Annotated in this window: 16 protein-coding genes; 9 read left to right on the top strand and 7 right to left on the bottom strand. The window is 70.1% G+C overall.

Annotated elements, in window-relative coordinates; translation table 11 throughout:
* Nucleotides 1-50 precede the first annotated feature (50 nt).
* Genes DK459_RS04285 through pdeM form a run of 3 tightly spaced genes read left to right on the top strand, consistent with a single transcriptional unit; the run spans nt 51 to nt 4,757 of the window.
* Nucleotides 51-1,655 (top strand): ATP-dependent DNA ligase, encoded by a 1,605-nt coding sequence (locus DK459_RS04285; RefSeq protein ID WP_110134486.1) that lies wholly within the window; start codon nt 51-53, stop codon nt 1,653-1,655.
* The gene (locus DK459_RS04280; RefSeq protein WP_110134485.1) at nt 1,652-4,108 is read left to right on the top strand and encodes a ligase-associated DNA damage response DEXH box helicase; all 2,457 of its coding nucleotides are present in this window, start codon (nt 1,652-1,654) and stop codon (nt 4,106-4,108) included. Before DK459_RS04285 ends, DK459_RS04280 begins: the two co-directional genes overlap by 4 nt.
* Nucleotides 4,092-4,757 carry a ligase-associated DNA damage response endonuclease PdeM gene (pdeM, locus tag DK459_RS04275; protein WP_110134484.1) on the top strand — a complete coding sequence of 222 codons (666 nt, stop codon included), beginning with the start codon at nt 4,092-4,094 and terminating at the stop codon, nt 4,755-4,757. Before DK459_RS04280 ends, pdeM begins: the two co-directional genes overlap by 17 nt.
* Nucleotides 4,758-4,839: 82 nt before the next feature.
* On the opposite strand, the gene DK459_RS04270 is transcribed toward pdeM, so the two are convergent.
* From DK459_RS04270 to DK459_RS04260, 3 genes are read right to left on the bottom strand one after another with little or no spacing between them, the layout of a single operon-like run.
* Entirely contained in the window at nt 4,840-6,582 is a 1,743-nt protein-coding gene (locus tag DK459_RS04270) for an ABC transporter ATP-binding protein (RefSeq protein WP_110134483.1), read from the bottom strand.
* Complete coding sequence (locus tag DK459_RS04265) at nt 6,579-8,312, bottom strand: ABC transporter ATP-binding protein (protein WP_110134482.1); 1,734 nt, start codon at nt 8,310-8,312, stop codon at nt 6,579-6,581. Before DK459_RS04265 ends, DK459_RS04270 begins: the two co-directional genes overlap by 4 nt.
* On the bottom strand, nt 8,309-9,499 hold the full coding sequence (locus DK459_RS04260; RefSeq protein ID WP_026384084.1) for an MFS transporter: 1,191 nt from the start codon (nt 9,497-9,499) through the stop codon (nt 8,309-8,311). Before DK459_RS04260 ends, DK459_RS04265 begins: the two co-directional genes overlap by 4 nt.
* Nucleotides 9,500-9,831: 332 nt before the next feature.
* Here DK459_RS04260 and DK459_RS04255 point away from each other — a divergent pair, with 332 nt between their 5' ends.
* A complete protein-coding gene (locus tag DK459_RS04255; RefSeq protein WP_110134481.1) occupies nt 9,832-10,104 on the top strand; it encodes a metal/formaldehyde-sensitive transcriptional repressor in 273 nt (90 codons plus the stop codon).
* Between the two features lie 56 nt (nt 10,105-10,160).
* Nucleotides 10,161-11,183, top strand: a complete 1,023-nt coding sequence (dmeF, locus tag DK459_RS04250) for a CDF family Co(II)/Ni(II) efflux transporter DmeF (RefSeq protein WP_110134480.1) — start codon at nt 10,161-10,163, stop codon at nt 11,181-11,183.
* A gap of 18 nt (nt 11,184-11,201) precedes the next feature.
* Here dmeF and DK459_RS04245 read toward each other — a convergent pair whose 3' ends face one another.
* Together DK459_RS04245 and DK459_RS04240 are read right to left on the bottom strand one after the other, a co-directional pair.
* Nucleotides 11,202-12,311 (bottom strand): hypothetical protein, encoded by a 1,110-nt coding sequence (locus tag DK459_RS04245; protein ID WP_232254266.1) that lies wholly within the window; start codon nt 12,309-12,311, stop codon nt 11,202-11,204.
* The gene (locus tag DK459_RS04240) at nt 12,304-12,948 is read right to left on the bottom strand and encodes a hypothetical protein (RefSeq protein WP_110134479.1); all 645 of its coding nucleotides are present in this window, start codon (nt 12,946-12,948) and stop codon (nt 12,304-12,306) included. The genes DK459_RS04245 and DK459_RS04240 overlap by 8 nt, the downstream gene beginning before the upstream one ends.
* Before the next feature lie 238 nt (nt 12,949-13,186).
* On the opposite strand from DK459_RS04240, the gene DK459_RS04235 reads away from it, so the two are divergent.
* From DK459_RS04235 to DK459_RS04220, 4 genes are all read left to right on the top strand, one after another.
* A complete protein-coding gene (locus tag DK459_RS04235; RefSeq protein WP_020926465.1) occupies nt 13,187-13,666 on the top strand; it encodes a VOC family protein in 480 nt (159 codons plus the stop codon).
* A gap of 224 nt (nt 13,667-13,890) precedes the next feature.
* Entirely contained in the window at nt 13,891-15,660 is a 1,770-nt protein-coding gene (locus DK459_RS04230) for a thiamine pyrophosphate-requiring protein (RefSeq protein WP_054505222.1), read from the top strand.
* Nucleotides 15,661-15,773: 113 nt separating this feature from the next.
* Nucleotides 15,774-16,079, top strand: coding sequence for a YqjD family protein (locus tag DK459_RS04225; RefSeq protein WP_006386032.1), 306 nt, complete (start codon nt 15,774-15,776; stop codon nt 16,077-16,079).
* Nucleotides 16,080-16,136: 57 nt separating this feature from the next.
* Nucleotides 16,137-16,535, top strand: a complete 399-nt coding sequence (locus DK459_RS04220) for a PRC-barrel domain-containing protein (RefSeq protein ID WP_006386033.1) — start codon at nt 16,137-16,139, stop codon at nt 16,533-16,535.
* A 76-nt stretch (nt 16,536-16,611) separates the two neighbouring features.
* Here DK459_RS04220 and DK459_RS04215 read toward each other — a convergent pair whose 3' ends face one another.
* Nucleotides 16,612-17,355, bottom strand: coding sequence for a hypothetical protein (locus DK459_RS04215; RefSeq protein WP_047991796.1), 744 nt, complete (start codon nt 17,353-17,355; stop codon nt 16,612-16,614).
* Nucleotides 17,352-18,227, bottom strand: coding sequence for a glycosyl transferase (locus DK459_RS04210; RefSeq protein ID WP_026384089.1), 876 nt, complete (start codon nt 18,225-18,227; stop codon nt 17,352-17,354). Before DK459_RS04210 ends, DK459_RS04215 begins: the two co-directional genes overlap by 4 nt.
* Nucleotides 18,228-18,333 lie beyond the last annotated feature (106 nt).

Here is an 18,333-nt window from a genome sequence, read left to right as displayed (position 1 = left end):
GGCCGCGGGACAGGCGCTTTTTTTGGATCGGCAGGAGAACGGACGCAGGCATGAAGCGATTCGCGGCGTTGTATCAGGAACTGGACCGCAGTACCGCCACCTTGGACAAGCGCGCGGCGCTGGTGGCGTACTTCCGTGATGCGCCGCCCCGCGACGCGGCATGGGCGTTGTATCTGCTGGCCGGCGGCAAGATCACCAGCGCGCGCAGGAAGATCGCGGCGGTCGGCGAACTGCGTGCCTGGGTCGCGAGCGCGTCCGACACCGCGCCCTGGCTGGTGGATGCCTGCTATGACCAGGTCGGCGACCTGGCCGAGACGCTGGCGCTGCTGGTTCCCGACCCCGCCACCGCCGCGCCCGAGCGCGGCCTGGCCGATTGGATCGAAGAGATCCTGTTGCCCGTGGCCAATCGCGACGAGGGCGAGCGCCGCGAGGTCATCGTGGCCGCATGGATGGGCCTGCCGTATGCGGAACGCCTGGTCTTCAACAAACTGCTGACCGGCGCCCTGCGCGTCGGCGTGTCGCAGCGGATGGTGCAGCAGGCGCTGGCGGAGATGTCGGGCGTGCCCATCGCGCGCATCGCCCAGCGCATGCTGGGCGCGTGGTCGCCCAGCCCCGCCTTCCTGCGTGACTTGCTGAGCGCCGAGGAATTGCCCGGCGACCGCCAGCAGCCTTACCCCTTCTTTCTGGCTTCGCCGCTGGAGGGCGATCCGGCGCTGCTGGGGCCGATCGGCGACTGGCTGCTCGAATGGAAGTGGGACGGCATCCGCGCGCAATTGATACGGCGGCGTGGCGAGGTGGCATTGTGGTCGCGCGGCGAGGAGCGCCTGGACGGCCGGTTTCCCGAGGTCGAGGCCGCGGCCGCGGCGCTGGATGTGGACTGCGTCATGGACGGGGAGCTGCTGGCCTGGCAGGACGACACAGCCGGTCCCATGCCGTTTTCCGCCTTGCAGACCCGCATCCAGCGTCTCAAGCCCGGGCCCAAGTGGCTGGCCGAGGCGCCGGTGCGCCTGCTGGCCTACGATTTGCTGGAGCTGGACGGCGCCGATCTGCGCGAGCTGCCGCAGACCGAACGGCGCGCCCGGCTGGAAGCGTTGCTGCGCCGGCATCCGGACCCGCGCCTGCGGCTGTCGCCGATCGTCGCGCCCGAAAGCTGGGACGAGGCCCGCCTGCTGCGCGCGCAATCGCGCGAACGCGGCGTGGAGGGCTTCATGCTCAAGCGCGGCGCCGCGCCGTACCAGAGCGGCAGGCGGCGCGGCGACTGGTGGAAGTGGAAGATCGATCCGCTCACCATCGACGCGGTGCTGCTGTATGCGCAGTCCGGCCACGGCCGCCGCAGCACGCTCTACACCGACTACACCTTCGGCCTGTGGGATGGCGATGCGCTGGTGCCCATCGCCAAGGCCTATTCGGGCCTGGACGACAAGGAGATCCTGGAACTGGACCGTTGGCTGCGCGCCCACACGCGCGAGCGTTTCGGCCCGGTGCGCTCGGTTGATCCGGTACAGGTGTTCGAGCTGGGTTTCGAGGGCGTCAACCTGTCCAAGCGCCACAAGTCGGGCGTGGCGGTGCGTTTTCCGCGCATCCTGCGCTGGCGGCATGACAAGCGCGCCGACCAGGCCGACCGGCTCGACACGTTGAAGGCGCTGGCGCGATGAGCGCCATGCGCCGTGGCCGGGATGCGCCGCTGGCGGCATGGTTCGCGGCGCGCGGCTGGAAGCCCGCCCCGTTTCAGCGCGAGACGTGGCGGCGCTATCTGGATGGCGAATCGGGCCTGCTGCACACGCCCACGGGTAGCGGCAAGACCCTGGCGGCATTTGGCGGCCCGCTGCTGGAGGCCCTGGCCGGTGACGCGCCCATGGCCCCGGGTGAAGGGCCGCTGGTGCTGTGGGTCACGCCGTTGCGGGCGCTCGCCGCCGACACCACCCGCGCGCTGACGCAGACGGCGGCCGACATGGGCCTGGCGTGGACGGTGGCGCTGCGCACGGGCGATGCCAGCGCCCGCGACAAGCGCCTGGCGCGGCAGGGCAAGGCGCAGGCGCTGGTGATCACGCCCGAATCCCTGGCCCTGCTGCTTTCCTACGCCGACGCGTCGTCGCGCTTTCGCGCCCTGCGCTGCATCGTGGTGGACGAATGGCACGAATTGCTGGGCAACAAGCGCGGCGTGCTGCTGCAGCTGTGCCTGGCGCGCCTGCGGCGCCTGTCGCCCGGCGTGCGGACCTGGGGCCTGTCCGCCACGCTCGGCAACCTGGACGAGGCCCGCGCCGTGTTGCTGCCGCACGCGCCGGGCAGCGCCCTGGTGGCGGGCGCGCGGCCGCGGCGGATGCAGATATCGACGCTGCTGCCCGAGCGCAGCCGCGCCCTGCCATGGGCCGGGCACCTGGGCCTGTCGCAGCTGGAGCGGGTGTTCAAGCGCCTCTTCGACGTGCGCGCGACGCTCCTGTTCACCAATACCCGCGCCCAGGCCGAGCTGTGGCATCGCGCCCTGGAATCCATCTGGCCCGAGGCTCCCGCCACACTGGCGCTGCATCATGGATCGCTGGCCCCGAAGCTGCGCGCCGCCGTGGAACAGGGCTTGCGCGACGGCACGGTGCGCTGCGTGGTGGCCACATCCAGCCTGGACCTGGGCGTGGATTTTCCGGCCGTGGACCAGGTCTTGCAGATCGGCAGCCCCAAGGGTGTGGCGCGCCTCCTGCAACGCGCCGGACGCGCCCGCCACCGCCCGGGGGAATCGGGCAACGTGGTCTGCGTGCCGGCACAGGCGCTCGAGCTGATCGAGTATGCCGCCGCCCGCCAGGCGATCGCGCGCGGCGAGATCGAGTCCAGGCCGCCGCCAGTCGGCAGCCTGGACGTGCTGGCCCAGCATGCCGTCACGCTGGCGCTGGGTGGTGGCTTCGAGGCGGACGAGCTGTACCGGGAAGTCCGCGGCACCCACGCCTACGCCGCGCTCGACGCCGCGACGTGGCGGGCCGTGCTGGACTTCATCGTGCAGGGCGGCCGCGCGCTGGCGAAGTATCCGGATTACCAACGCGTCGTGCGCGATGACGATGGACGCTACCGTGTGCGCGACCGGCGCGTCGCGTTCCGCCATCGGCTGTCCATCGGCACCATCACCGCCGACGGCGCGGTGGCCGTGAGGTATTTGCGCGGGGCCAGCCTGGGATCGGTGGAAGAAGGTTTCCTGGCCCGCCTGCGGCGTGGCGACCGGTTCCAGTTCGCCGGGCGCACGCTGGAACTGGTGCGGCTGGAGGGCATGGTCGCCTACGTGCGGCGCGCCAAGGGCGGCGATGGCCCGGTCGCGACCTGGCAGGGCGGGCGCATGCCCCTGTCGACGCAACTGGCCAGCGAGGTGGAAAGCCTGTATTCGCATCCCGGTCCGCATCCGGAGATGCGCGCGGTCGAACCGCTGCTGCGGATCCAGGCGCAGGCCAGCGCGCTGCCGGATCGCGGCCGGCTGGTGGCCGAGCGGATCGGTTCGCGCCGCGGCATGCATCTGTTCCTGTTCCCGTTCGCCGGCCGCGCCGTGCATGAAGGCATCGCGGCAATGATCGCGCTGCGCTGGGGCCGACGGCAGGCCAACACGATCTCCTATACGGTCAACGACTACGGGCTGATGCTGACGCTGGCCGAGCCGGCCGCGCTGGACGACGCCCTGCTGCGCCAGCTGCTCAGCCCCGACAACATGGCCGATGACCTGCGCGACGGCGTGAACCTGGGCGAAATGGCGCGCCGGCAGTTTCGCGAGATCGCGCGCGTGGCGGGCCTGCTGACGCCGTCGCTCCCCGGCCAGGCGGCGCGTTCGCTGCGCCAGGTGCAGGCATCGAGCGGCCTGCTGTACGACGTCCTGCGTCGCTACGACCCGGACCATCTGCTGCTGGCCCAAGCGGAGCGCGAAGTGTTCGAGCTGCAGCTGGAAGCGCCGCGCCTGCTGGCGGCGTTGCACGACTGCCAGCGGCGCGAGCTGCTGTTGCGCGAACCGCGGGCGCTGACGCCGCTGTCGTTTCCGCTCTGGACGGAGAGCATGCGCGGGCAATTGAGCACCGAGACCTGGCAAGCGCGCGTCAGGCGCGCCGCGGCGCAACTGGAGAAGCGCTATGAACGCATCGCCTGACGACGAGCTGGACATCGTGTTGGCGGGCGAGGCCATGGTGCTGTCGGGGGCGCGGGCGATGTTCCGGCCCGCCCGGGGGCGCTTGATCATTGCCGACCTGCACCTGGGGAAAAGCCATGTCTTCCGGCGCGCGGGCATCGCGGTGCCCAGTGGCGCCACGCGCGGCGATCTGGACCGGCTGGCCGCCCTGGTTGCGCGCACGGCCGCCCGCGAGCTGTGGATCGTGGGCGACCTGTTGCACGGACCCGCCGCGCAGGCGGCCTGGCGCGACGCGTGGCTGGAATGGCGGCGCCAGCATGCCGGGCTGGACGTCGCCGTGCTGGCGGGCAATCACGACCGCGCGCTGGACGGCGGAGTCCTGGAAGTGCGACAGCTCGGTGATGCCTGCGTGGATGGTCCCTTCCTGTTCAGTCACATCCCGCGGGCGGGAGCGAACGGTCAGCACGTCATCGCGGGGCACATGCATCCGAAGACGTCGGTGCCGGGAGTGCCGCGCAGTTGGCCGGCGTTCTGGCTGCGTACGGGCCTCACGGTCCTGCCGGCCTTTTCGGACTTCACTGGCGGTCACATCGTGGATGGCGGTGAAGGCGGGTTGATCGTCGCCTGCGTGGCTGGCACGCCGATCCCCGTGGCGGGGCGCCTGCGGTGAGGGCTTCCACCTTGAGCGGCGCTGTGTGTCGAACGCCGCGGTTTCATGGACAGGTGGCCGCGCGCGGCGGGCGAGGTGTGCCTCAGCCCTGTTGCGCCAGCCACATCTGGCGATAGCGGCCCGGGACAGCCAGCAGTTGCGCGTGCGTGCCGCGCTGTGTGATGCGACCGTCCTCGAACACCAGGATGCGATCCGCCGCGACGATGGTAGACAGGCGGTGGGCGATCACGATGACGCTGCGGTCCGCGACCAGGGTATCGATGGCCGCCTGCACCGCCAGTTCGCTCTCGGTGTCGAGCGCGGCGGTGGGCTCGTCCAGGATCACGATCGGCGCGTTCTTGAGGATGGCGCGCGCGATCGACAGGCGCTGGCGTTCGCCGCCCGACAGCTTGCCGCCAGCCTCGCCCAGGCGGGTCTGCCAGCCTTGCGGCAGGCGCTCGATGAAGTCCAGGCAATGGGCCGCGCGGGCGGCGGCGTGGATGTCAGCTTCGCTGGCATCGGGCCTTGCCATGCCGATGTTGCCGAGCACGGCGTCGTCGAACAGGTGCACATCCTGGAACACGGTCGAGATCAGGCGGTTCAGGTCGGCGGCTGGCAGGCTGCGGATGTCCACGCCGCCGATGCGGACCGCGCCGCGTTGCGGATCGGCGTGCCGCATCAGCAGGCGCGTCAGCGTGGTCTTACCGGAGCCCGAAGGGCCCACCAGCGCGGTCAGGCCGCGCGCCGGCAGATCCAGGTCGATATCGCGCAGGGCTGGCGCACTGCCGCCGGCGTAGCGGAATTCGAGACCGTTGATACGGATGCGCGCCGGTCCGCCAGGGCCTCCCTCTGACGGCCATTGCGGCAGCGGCGCCACCGCCCGTACGTCTTCGATGCGGGCCAGGGCGGCCTCGATCAGCGCCAGGATCGTGGTGAAGTTCACGAAGGTCGCCAGCGGCTCGGCAAAGCGCGCCACCAGCACCAGTACCGCGCCGAGAGCCGCGGGAGCCAGGCTCCCCTGGGTGACCCACAGCATGCCGCAGCCCAGGATTGCCAGCATCCCGGATTCGACGATGGCGGCCACCATCAACGACGGCTTGGCGCCGCGCCGGTGATGCTCGCGCTGCAATCGTTCCACCTGCTCGAAGCCGGCGCGCAGGCGTTCATTGGCGGCGCCGGCTCGGCCCGTCGCCAGGCACACGGGCAGTCCTTGCATGTACTCGAGCAGTTCCGCGTTCAAGGCTTCATTGGCGCGGCCCGTGGCCGCATGCCCGCGATCCAGCGCCGGCCGGCGCCAGCGGTAGAGCGGCACGATCACGGGAAACACCAGCATCAGCGCCATGCCCAGTCGCCAGTCCCAGGCCAGCAGCGCCAGCGCGGTCGTGGCCGGCGTAACCGCGGCGCCCAGGATCAGGTTGATCACCGTCAGCGCGTAGTTCATCTGCTCGTCGACGCCGCCCAGCAGCTTGGCGGCGATGCCGCCGGTGCGGTGGGCCTGCAGCGCCTCCAGCGGCATGCGCCGCAGTTGCTCGCCCAGCAGCACGCGCAGCTCGTGCGTGGCGCGCGCCATGTGGCCGCGATAGTCGAAGCCCTGCGCGCGCCAGCGCAGGATGATGGCGGCGGCTGCCAGCAAGGTGAAGCCCGCCAGCCAGGCCAGCGCGGCGCGCCAGGGATCGCCGCGGGTCACGTGGACGAACAGGGGCACGATGCAGGCCAGCGACAGGCCCTGGCACACGGCGGCGGCCAGCAACAGGCACAGGCTGGCGCGCAGGCGGCCGGCCTGGCTGCCTGCGCTGCGGAGAAGGCGGCGATAGGTGTCGCGCCAGGGAGCGGGAGGTGTCGTCATGAGGGTTGCTCGCCCAAGGTCCAGCGGCGGGCGCGTTGATGGTTGTTCCAGAGCTGGGCATAGAGGCCGCCCGCCGCGAGCAGGGTGTCGTGCGTGCCGGATTCGGCTAGCCGGCCACGGTCCAGCACCAGGATCTGGTCGGCGTGGCGGATGCTGGCGAGCCGGTGCGCGACCATGATGACGGTGCGGCCGCGCATCAGCGCGGCCAGCGCGGCGCCGACCGCGCGTTCGTTTTCGGGATCGGTGGCGGCGGTGGCTTCGTCCAGCACCAGGATCGGGCGGTCCATCAGCACGGCGCGGGCGATCGTCAGGCGCTGGCGCTGGCCGCCGGACAGGTCCTTGCCGTCTTCGCGCAGCACGGTGGCGTAGCCGTCGGGCAGCGCGAGGATGAAGTCGTGCGCCTGCGCCGCCCGGGCGGCGGCCTCGATCTCGGCGGGGCGGGCATCGGGGCGGCCCATGGCGATGTTCTCGGCCACGCTGCCGGAGAACAGGAAGTTGTCCTGGAACACGAAGGCGACATGCTCGAACAGGGTCTCGCGTTCCAGGTCGCGCACGTCGACGCCCACCAGCAGGCGCCCGGCATCGATGTCCCAGAAGCGGGCGATCAACCGCGCCACGGTGCTCTTGCCGGCGCCTGAACGGCCGACCAGCGCCGTCACCTGGCCGGCATGCGCGGTGAAACTCAGGTTGTCCAGCGCGGTATGGCCACCATAGCCGAAGCGCACATCCTCGAAGCACACGCTGGCGTCGGCCGGCCGCCGCCGCGGCGCGCGGGCCGGCGCCAGCGGCGCGATCGCCAGCACCTGCTGGATGCGCGCCACGCTCAGCTTGGCCTGGTCGATCATGTGCGCCAGCGACATCATCGGGAACATGGCTTCGGCCATGCCCATGCCGAACAGCAGCAAGGCCAGCCAGATTGGAAAGCCGAGCTGGCCCTGCGCCGTCCACCAGGCGCCCAGCCACAGCAGCACCGCAAGGGTCGGCAGCGGCCCGAGCGCGGCAATCGCGAAGCGGGAACTGAAGCTGGCGCCGCGATACCAGTCGGTCAGCATCGCCAGGTAGCGCTCCAGGGCGCGGTGGTAGCGTCCGAAGGTGCTCTGGCCGGTATCGAAGGTGCGCACCACGGGCATGGCCTGCACGTATTCGATCACCGCGGCGCTGACCTGTTCGCGCGCCTGGTGGTAGCGCCGCGTCATGGCTCCGCGGCCGCGCATCGCCAGCGACAGGACCGCCACGCCTACCGCCAGCACGCCCACGGCGGCCAGTGCCATGCGCCAGTCCAGCGCGAACAGCAGCGCCGCGCTGAATAGCGGCATGGCGTAGGCGCGGGCGAACAGCGGCGTGCTGTCGGCCACGAAAACGTGCAGCGCCTGCACGTCGTTCTGCACCACCTTGGCCAGCGGGCCGCTGCCCAGCGCCTGCAATTCGCCGAAGGAAAGCCGCGCCAGGTGCCGCACCAGGTCGTTGCGCAGGATCACTTCCAGGCGGAAGGCGGCGTAGTGCGACTGGTTGAAGGCCTGCAGCCGCAGGAAGCAGGCCAGCAGGGTGCAGGCCAGCGCGCCCAGGAACGCGGGCCAGGGATAGGTGTCCGGGGACAGCAGCAACTCACGCATGGCCAGCGCCAGGCAGGCCAGGCTCGACAGGCTGCACAGCACGCCGGCCACGGCCAGCCCCATGGCCAGGCGGATCCGGCCGCGCACCGGCCGCATGATTTCCCAGGACTTGTTCATGTTGCCTCCCGGGGAACCCAGCGCGCGGCGGCCAATAGGCCGCATACCGCCAGCACGACCGCCGCGCCGACCACGCCGCCGTAGCCGATGCGGCCGGCCAGCATGGTGCCGGCCGAGGTCAGCAGCATCGCGAAGAAGTGACTCACGCTCATTTGCAGCGTGTAGTCGGTGGCGGGACTGTGCGGCGACGACTGATCCATGATAAGCGTGCACAGCACCGTGGCGGCCGGCGTGTACAGCATGTAGTACAGCACCACCGCCACGCCCGCGGCGGTGTGCGAGCCCCAGGCCATGGCGGGCAGCGCCAGGCCGCCAATGCCCACGGCCTGCAACAGCGCCGCCGCGAGCGTGGCGCCACGCCGCGACCAGCGCTTCAACAGGCGGCCGTAGGCCAGCGCCACGAGCAGGCCGGCGGTGGCGCCCACGACGTTGAGCACCAGGCCGATGTCGGCGAGCGACCATCCGGTATCGAGCAGCGATGGCATGATGACTGCGTAGCCGAGCGATGCGGAGGCGGGATAGAGCAACAGCACCAACAGCCAGTGCTTGCGTTGCGGCCCTCGCCAGAAGGCCAGCAGGCGCGCGTGGCTGGCGGGGCCGGCGTTGCGCGGCCATTGCGGTTCACGGTAGCCCAGCAGCTGCAGCCATGACACTGCTGTGAGCGCCGCCAGCAACAGGCAGCAGCCGCGCCAGCCCAACCGCGGATAGAGCATCAACATCATGCCGCCGCCCACCAGGTTGCCGATCAGGCCGCCGGCGATCTGCAGACCGTTGCCGAAACCGCGATCAGCGGGGCGGGTCAGCACGCGGCAGGCCAGGCCGTCGAGCGCCACGTCCTGCGCGCCCGAGAACAGCGCGGTCGCCCAGCACAGCAGGTAGATCGTCGTGAAGTCGGCGCGCAGGTCGAGCAGGCCGATCAGGGCCAGGCACAGCACCAGCCCGGCCTGGGTCGCCAGCAGCCAGCCGCGGTAATGGCCGCGCAGGCCAGTCGCGTGGCGGTCGATCCAGGGCGCGTACAGCGCCTTCAGCGGCCAGGCCATGCCCATCAGGTAGACCAGGCCGATGGTGTCCAGGCTGGCCCCGCCTTCGCGCAGGATGGCCACCATGGCGATGACGAAGAACATCAGCCCCAGGAACTGGGTACTGTAGAGACTGGCCAGCAAGGCCCAGGTACGGCGCGATGGCACGGGGAAGCTTCTCCGGAGGGATGAGTAGGCGGATCTCGGAAGTGCCTGGAGCGGCGGCGCGGGCCGCAATCCGGGATCGGATGCCGTGGATACATGGATGATAATGATTTTTATTGTTGTTTCTACCCGAATCCGATCATCTCGGCCTGAATCGGATAGACGGCCCATTCCATGTCCGGCGGCCACGCATGCCGCGCTTGAGGCAGGCGCCAGCGCTGATGCCCGGACGGCCAGCCTTCGTCCGCTTTTTTGGGACGGCGGCAGGGATATCCTCCCTTTGTCGCGGTCTTTATAATATAGTCCCCTACACTATATATTCCTTTCCCACGACCATGGCCCACACCATCCGCCAGAAGGACAAACTCATCGCCCGCGTGCGGCGCATCCGCGGCCAGCTCGAAGGGCTGGAACGGGCGCTGGAGGCCGAGGCGGCTTGCGGCGAGGTGCTGCGCCAGCTGGCATCCGCGCGCGGCGCGCTCAGCGGCCTGACCGCCGAGGTGATGCAGGGCCATCTGGACGAGCACGTGGTGCACGCGCCGTCGCAGGCCGAGCGGGTCGAGGCGGCGCGGGAAATGATGGACGTTATCCGGGCCTACATGAAATAGCGGTCCGCCGGCAGGGGCCGCCGGTCACAGGCCCCGCGAGCAGCAGGAACAATCCCATGAATACTTCCCCGTCCCATGACCACGTCTTCCTGGGCCAAGACCACCGGAGCAACGAGCGCCGGGTTTGGTGGGTCATCGCCTTGACCGCCAGCATGATGGCCGTCGAGATCATTGCCGGCAACGTCTACGGGTCAATGGCGCTGGTGGCCGACGGCTGGCACATGTCCACGCACGCCGGCGCCATGCTCATCACCGCGCTCGCCTACGGCTACGCGCGCCGCCAGGCCCGCAACCCGCGCTTCACCTTCGGCACCGGCAAGCTGGGCGAACTGGCGGGATTCGCCAGCGCGGTCGTACTGGCGCTGATCGCCCTGATCATCGGCTGGGAAAGCCTGGTGCGCCTGATCGACCCGGTGCCCATCCGCTTCGACCAGGCCATCGCCATCGCGGTCGTCGGCCTGCTGGTCAACCTGGTGTCGGCCTGGCTGCTGAAGGATGACCATGGCCACGCGCATGGCCATGGCGGGCATGCGCACGGCCACGCGGGGCACGACCACCACCACGGCCGCGCGCACCGCCACGATCACGATCACGATCACCGTCACGACCATGACCATGACCACGCGCCCGCCGCGGGCCATGGCCATCCGCAGGTCCGCGACAACAACCTGCGGTCCGCCTACATCCACGTGCTGGCCGACGCGCTGACTTCGGTGCTGGCCATCGTGGCGCTGCTGGCGGGCCGCAGCTATGGCTGGCTATGGGCGGACGCGGCGATGGGCGTGGTCGGCGCGCTGGTCATCGCGCGTTGGTCATGGGGCCTGATCCGCGACTCGGGCACCGTGCTGCTCGACGCCACGCCGCAAAGCGCCCGGCTGCGCCACGACATCGAGCGGGCGCTGGACGCCGGCGATGGCCAGATCGCCGACCTGCACGTATGGCAGGTCGGGCCCGGCCACTTCGCGGCGATCGTGTCGCTGGTCACGGCGCATCCGCGCGACAGCGCTTTCTACAAGGGCAAGCTGGCGCATATCGCGGGCTTGTCGCATGTGACGGTGGAGACCCAGGCCGTGCCGTGAGCGCGGCGGCCCGCGGGCTCAATCGCAGGCGCCGGCGTCGCGCCGGGCCGGATCGATGCAGCGCTTCCAGGCCTGCGCATCCAGCGCCGTCACGGGCAGGAAGCGGGTCATCTCGTGCACATACAGGAATACCCGCCCCGGGGTCTCGCGCAAGGCCTGGTGGAACGGCGCGATCTGCCCGGCGTCCAGGACCACCTGGCCCCGCGCGTTGCTGAGTCCCTTGAGCAATACCGTCTGCACCTTCGGGTCCCAGGACGGCAGGCCGTCGCCTTCGACCGTGTCGGCCGGCACCCGTACCAGCCGCCAGGGTTCATCGGGAATCTCGGTGGTGATGACCGGGGAAGTGCCGGGCGCCACCGGCAGGATCCGGTCTTCCTGGGCGGGTGGAACCGGATAGGCGATCAGGGCGCCGTCCTGGTCCGGGTCGGGGCGCGACCGATAGACCGAGCGCGTCGTGCCGTCCGGGTTCAGGCGGTGCACCAGCGTGCCGAGCGGACCGGCGCGCTGGTCGATGGTGCGCAGCAGGGCGCCGGCGTCGTCGCGCACGTAGTAGACCGGCCGCTCGGGCGTAGCGCTGCAGCCAGCCTGGAAGACGGCCGTGACCCGCCCCTTGGCATCGCGCCTGACGCAGGCTTGCTGCAATGCGCCGCCACGGTCTCGTGCCGACGCATACTCCGCATAGCCCGCCAGCCGGCCCTCGGCATCATAGGCCAGCCGGTAGCCGCCATCTTCGATCTGGCGCCCGCGCTGCAGCCGGTAGCGGTCGATACGGCACAGCCGGCCCTCGGCGTCGCGCTGCAACACGGTCGCGCCCGGTTCGCCGGCGCGGCTGGCGTAGACGCTCCAGTCCACCGCGTCGGGCCAGATGCGCGGGGCCAGGTCGCCATCCTCGGGGACCGCGATCAGCCGGGTGTCGGCCGGCACCCGTTCCCCATGCAGGCCGAGCAGCACGCGCGGGCCGTCCAGCGACAGCGCCAGTGGCTGGGGGCGCAACGCGGCGCCGGGCGGATCGGCGCCGAAGGGCGTGTCCAGAGGCGGGCAGGCGGACCAGGCCAGGGCAGGGGCAAGCGCCAGCAACAAGGCGCCCAGTCGGCCCGGCCGGGGACGGGGCAGGGTTGCGTCAGCCATGTTGCAGGTCGTCCAAAAAGCGCACCACGTTCCAGTATTCGCGCGTCATGGCGCCCAGCCGCAGGCGCGGGCCGTCCTCGAACACCAGGAAGGGGTAGACGCCGCGTTCCAGCGTGCCGTCGGCCGGCAGGCGGTAGGGCTTGTAGGCCTCGGGGTCGTTGAAAAGACGTTCCAGTTCGCCGCCGCCGTCCACGTGCAGATACCACGCGCGCAGTGTCAGCGGGGCCTTGCCCGGCGGCGTGTCGGTGTAGGGGCCGCCATCGCCCGCCACCACCGACTGGCGCAATACGCCGACCAGCAGGCGCGCGGGACCCTGGAACACGATTTCGCCGGAGACCGAGCCGGCGGGCCGCGCCGCCAGTTCGCGCACGAACCCCACCGCGCGCGATGACGGCACCACGGTATCGGCGAAGATGCGCTCGACGTCGGCATCGGTGGCATCTGGCACGGCGGCCAGCTGGCGCAGGTTGCGCTCGAATTGGTCCAGCCATTGCTGGTAGCGCTGCGTCTGCGCCTGGCGGTCGAAGGCCTGGGCGGCGGGAGCGCAAGCCAGCCACAGCAGTGCGGCAATGCAGCAGAACACAAGGCGAAGGCGGTGCGCGGCGAGATGCGCCTGCGGCGGCGTGGGCAAGGGCATGCCGGAGACTCCAGGACAGGGATCGACGGATTATGCGCAGGACGGCCGTGATCTGTCACCTTCGGCGCGCACTGCGGCGGGCGAGGAAAGTCGGGGCATTGACCGGCATGCTTCTACGCTTGGTAACGCACGCGGACCGTTGCCGGCGCTATGCTCGACCGGCAGCATCCCTGGCGCGCGTCCACCGGGCCTTGCGGCGCGTTCGCGTGTTTCCGTTTTTCATCTCAGGAGAGCGAAGATGGTCAGCAAGAATACGGTTTGCCTCTGGTACGACCGCGACGCGCTGGAGGCGGCGCGTTTCTATGCCCAGACCTTTCCCGACAGCGCGGTGGGCCGCGTCATGCACGCGCCCGGCGATTATCCGTCGGGCAAGGAAGGCGATGTCCTGACGGTGGAGTTCACCGTCGCCGGCATTCCCTGTCTCGGCCTGAACGGCGGCCCCGGCACCCCCCACAACCACGCCTTCTCGTTCCAGATCGCCACCGACGACCAGGCCGAGACCGACCGCCTGTGGAACGCGATCGTCGGCAACGGCGGCGCGGAGAACGTCTGCGGCTGGTGCCAGGACAAATGGGGCCTGTCGTGGCAGATCACGCCGCGGGTGCTGACCGAGGCGCTGGTGTCGCCCGATCGCGCCGCCGCCAAGCGCGCCTTCGAGGCCATGATGCAGATGGGCAAGATCGACGTCGCCGGCATCGAGGCGGCGCTGCGCGGCTGAATGAGTCGGTCTGGCGGCTGGCGCGCCCGCCGCCGTGCGGGCGCGCTGACGCGACCCGCGCAATTCCCATCGTTTCCGTTTTCCGGGCGCCGCAAGGCGCCCGTGTCGTTGTTGCCGCCCGTTGTAAAGGCCGCTCACGGCGCGCCGGCGCCACCGGGTGTTCGTCCCGGGCACGCCAATTGCGCGAGGAGTGATCCGCCTACGCAGACAGAAGGAGCAACGACGTGCAAACCGTATCCGACTTCGTGCTGGACCGCCTCGGCCAGTGGGGCGTGCAACGCGTGTTTGGTTATCCCGGCGACGGCATCAACGGGCTGATCGGCGCCTTCGGCCGCAACGACACACTGGAATTCGTGCAGACCCGGCACGAAGAGGGCGCCGCTTTCATGGCCTGCGCCCATGCCAAGTTCACCGGGCAGGTCGGCGTCTGCATGGCGACGTCCGGCCCGGGCGCCATCCACCTGCTCAATGGCCTGTACGACGCCAGGATGGACCATCAGCCCGTGGTGGCCATCGTCGGCCAGCAGGCGCGCAGCGCCCTGGGCGGCGACTACCAGCAGGAGGTCGACCTCGTGAACCTGTTCAAGGACGTGGCGCACGAGTTCGTGCACATGGTGACCTCGCCCCTGCAGGCGCGGCACATGGTCGACCGCGCCATGCGTATTGCGTTGGAGCGGCGCAGCGTCGTCTGCCTGATCTTCCCGAACGATGTGCAGGACCTGGAGGCCGTGCCCGTGCCGCCGCGCGAGCATGGCACCGTGCACACCGGCATCGGCATCACGTCGCATGCGGCGGTGCCGCCCGAGGCCGCCCTGGCCAATGCGGCCGACCTGCTCAACCGCGGCGAGCGGGTGGCGATGCTGGTGGGGGCCGGCGCCTTGTCCGCCGGCGCCGAGGTGCGCGCGGTGGCCGAGCGCCTGGGGGCGGGCGTGGCCAAGGCGCTGCTGGGCAAGGCGGTGTTGCCGGACGCGCTGCCGTACGTGACGGGCGCCATCGGTCTGCTGGGCACCCAGCCGAGCTGGGAAATGATGAACGAATGCGACGCCTTGCTGATGGTGGGCACTTCCTTCCCCTATGCCGAATTCCTGCCCAAGGAGGGCCAGGCCCGCGCCGTGCAGATCGACGTGGACGGCCGCCAACTGAGCCTGCGCTATCCCGTCGAGGTGGGGCTGGTGGGCGATGCCCGGCTGACGCTCGAAGCCTTGTTGCCGCGGCTGGAGCCCAAATCGTCGAATTCCTGGCGCGAGCGCATAGAGAAAAGCGTGCGCCGCTGGCGCGAGACCGTCACGGCGCGTGCCATGGTCGAAGCCAAGCCCGTCAATCCGCAACGCCCGTTCCTGGAGCTGTCCAGTCGACTGCCGCCGCATAGCATCATCACCTGCGACTCGGGCTCGGCCGCCAACTGGTATGCGCGCGACGTCCAGTTGGACGAAGGCATGATGGCGTCGGTCTCGGGCGGCCTGGCAAGCATGGGCTGCGGCGTGCCCTACGCGGTGGCCGCCAAGCTCGCCTATCCCGGGCGTCCGGTGATCGCGCTGGTGGGCGATGGCGCGATGCAGATGCTCGGCATCAACGAACTCATCACCATCGCCCACCGCTGGAAGGACTGGAGCGACCCGACGCTCGTGGTGCTGGTGCTCAACAACGGCGACCTGAACCTGGTGACGTGGGAGCAGCGCGTCATGGGTGGCGATCCGCGCTTTGCCGCGTCGCAGTGGCTGCCGGAGTTTTCCTACGCCGACTACGGCCGCATGCTGGGCCTGGAAGGCATCCGGGTTACGTCGCCCGACGAGGTGGGGCCGGCGTGGGATCGCGCCCTGGCGGCGGGGCGCCCGGCGGTGCTGGAAGTGGTGACCGATCCGGAAATGCCGCCGTTGCCGCCGCATGTGTCGATGAAGCAATTCGGCGCCTACATGACGGCCTTGCGCAAGGAAACCGGGGCGGCGGGCACGGCCGCGCTGCGCGCCACCATCAAGCAATGGTGGGCGAGCTGACCTGGCCGGCGGCGTGCCGCCGTGCCGGCTGGCCCGGCGGCACGCCACTTGCTGTAGGACCGGGGTCCGGGCTCGCGGTGAGGTTGGCGCGGACTTTTTTTCAAGGAGGTGTCATGGCTACACACAACGGCAACGGGACGTTGCGCGACCTGATTGCGGGAACCGAAAGCCTGCTGCGCAGCACTGCCAGCTACGGCGGCACGGAGATCGAAGCGGCGCGCGATCGTCTTAAGCAGCAACTCGACGCCGCGCGCGCCGAGGCGCGCGGATGGGAGAAGCATGCATGGCGGCGCGCCCGGGAAGTCTCGGCCGCGACCGATGGCTATGTGCACGAGAACGCCTGGAAGAGCATCGCCGGCGCCGTGCTGGTGGGCGCGCTGGCTGGCGCCTGCCTGATGTCGGAAGCGCGCCGCCGCTGACGCGGCGCAATCCTCGATTCCAAGATATGCAGCGGGTACGCCCGCGGGAGAAACGCGATGGAACAGCAATCGAATATCGTCGGTGGTCCGAAGTCCAAGGCGCTGGGGCCCGGCCCCGAAGTGATGGCCGCCAGTACCCTGGAAGGAAATGACGTCTATAACGCCGCCGGCGAAAGCCTGGGCGACATCAAGGCGATCATGCTCGATGTGCCGCGCGGGCGCGTGGCCTATGCGGTGCTGGCGCGCGGCGGCGTGCTGGGGATGGGGGAAAAACTGTTCGCCATTCCGTGGGCGGCGCTGACGCTGGACACCGACCGCAAGTGCTTCGTGCTCAATGTCGACAAGGAAACCCTCAAGGACGCGCCGGGCTTCGACAAGGACAACTGGCCGAGCATGGCCGACGAGACCTGGGCGCGCGACGTGCACAAGTACTACAACCAGGACGTCTACTGGTAAGGGGCGCTTGCCACGGCCGGCGGCCGGCATATCCGCTTGCGCGGACCTGCCGGCCGGACCCGGCGCGGCGGCGGCGTCAGCCGGCGTCGATCCAGCGGCCGAGGTCTGGCCGCACCTGCTGGCGCGCGCGGCCACGCCGCACCTGCTCATCGTCCAGCCGCGCGGCGCCCGCGGAATCGATATCGAAAGCGATGCCCAGCGCGCCGGCCACGCCGGGATCCTCGATGGGCAACTCCCACGTCAGGAACACCTGCGACAAGTCGCGGCTCTCCGGGAAGTCGGCCTCGTCGAACATGCTGGAACCCCGCGGCACCACGCCATGAGGCTGGCAGGTGTCGAACAGCACCGCGGTGCCGCGCGTCAGCGCGATGCGCTGGCCGCTGTTGGCGAACAGCAGGTCCAGTCCCTTGTCCTCGCTCAGGAACAGATTGCAGAAGGCCGCGCCGCCATACTGGTCGCCGTCGTGGTGGTAGCGCGCGCCGCGGCAGGCCATCAAGGCGATATCGCTTTCGGCCAGCGCGTCGCCCAGGCCTAGCGCGCCGGTCCAGTCGCGCATGGCCTGCACGCAGGCGGTGTAACCGGGCCAGCGCGCGATGGTGCGCGCCAGCGCCATCTGTTCGACGTCGCCGGGGCCGAGTTCCAGGCGCGATGCGATGTCGCGCGCCCAGTCCGCCAGCAGGCGGTCGGGCGGCGCGGGCAGGGTGAGCGTGGCGCTGCGCACCACGTCGCTGACGCCGCGGCTGCGCAGGGCATCGCCGCTCCAGAAGTACGAGACCAGGCGGTCGGGGGACAACGGCATGATGCGCGGGGACCGGTTCATCCGCTCTGCACGTTTGCCCAGAGCCGCTGCCACCAGGAGCGGCGCGGCGGCCGCGGCCGGTTGCCGGTGTAGTGCTTCTGCGAGGCCTTGATCAAGTCGCCAAAAGGGGACGCGCTACGGTAGTCGTCGAGCCGATGGCCGGCGGCCAACGCTTCCTGGTAGTAGCGGTCGAACAGCTCGGTCAGATCGGTGCGCGCATGCGCCACCACTTCGCCGTCGAACCAGTGGCGGCGACCTTCCGCGCGCAGGCGCGGCATGGCGTAACGGTGCGAGAACTGCGTGCCCATGTCCGAGTAATGCAGGATGCGGATATCGTCGCGCGCCAGGCCGTCGCCGTCGATGCTGTTGTAGCGTGGGTCGAGGTACTGGACCAGGTGCGGCCGGCTGGCGAAATAGTGCGTCATGTCGTGGTTGGCGCGACGCATCGCGCGCAGCGCGTCGAGTGGCGGCAGATGGGCGCGGGCGCGCTCGCAGTCCCATAATGCCATGCATGAACGCCAGCCCTCTCCATCGCCTTCGCGGCGGGCTGCGACGATCGCTCCCTCGGCCAGCGGCATGTCCCAGATCTCTGCCAGGTCGCACAGCACCAGCATGTCCGCATCCATATAGAAGGCGCGGCCCTGGAAACCGGCCGCGGCCGGTACCGCCCAGCGCAGGGCGGAGAATGGCGTGGCCCATTTTTCGGTGCGCCAGCCCAGGCCGCGCGCCGGGTCGCAGTACCACGGGCTGGCAGGATCGCGCGACAGGCGCATCCAGGTGATCTCGACCGGCCGCGAAGCATGTTTGCGGGCGCTGTAGTCCAGCACCATCATCTGCTCCAGGTCGCAGTCGTTGGGGTCGCAGCCGACAAAAATCCTTATGGCGTCATTCATTTTGTCTCGTCATCCCGGGCGGCAGGGGCCGGTCCGCGCTGCCGGCTTTCCTGAATTTTCACTGAATTGTAATCGGGTTTTTCAGGGGGAAGGTCCCGCGGCGGCG

Origin of the sequence: Achromobacter sp. RW408, from assembly GCF_003184165.1 — a bacterium.
GTDB lineage: Bacteria > Pseudomonadota > Gammaproteobacteria > Burkholderiales > Burkholderiaceae_B > Achromobacter > Achromobacter xylosoxidans.
This window is presented reverse-complemented; position numbering and strand designations above follow the sequence as displayed.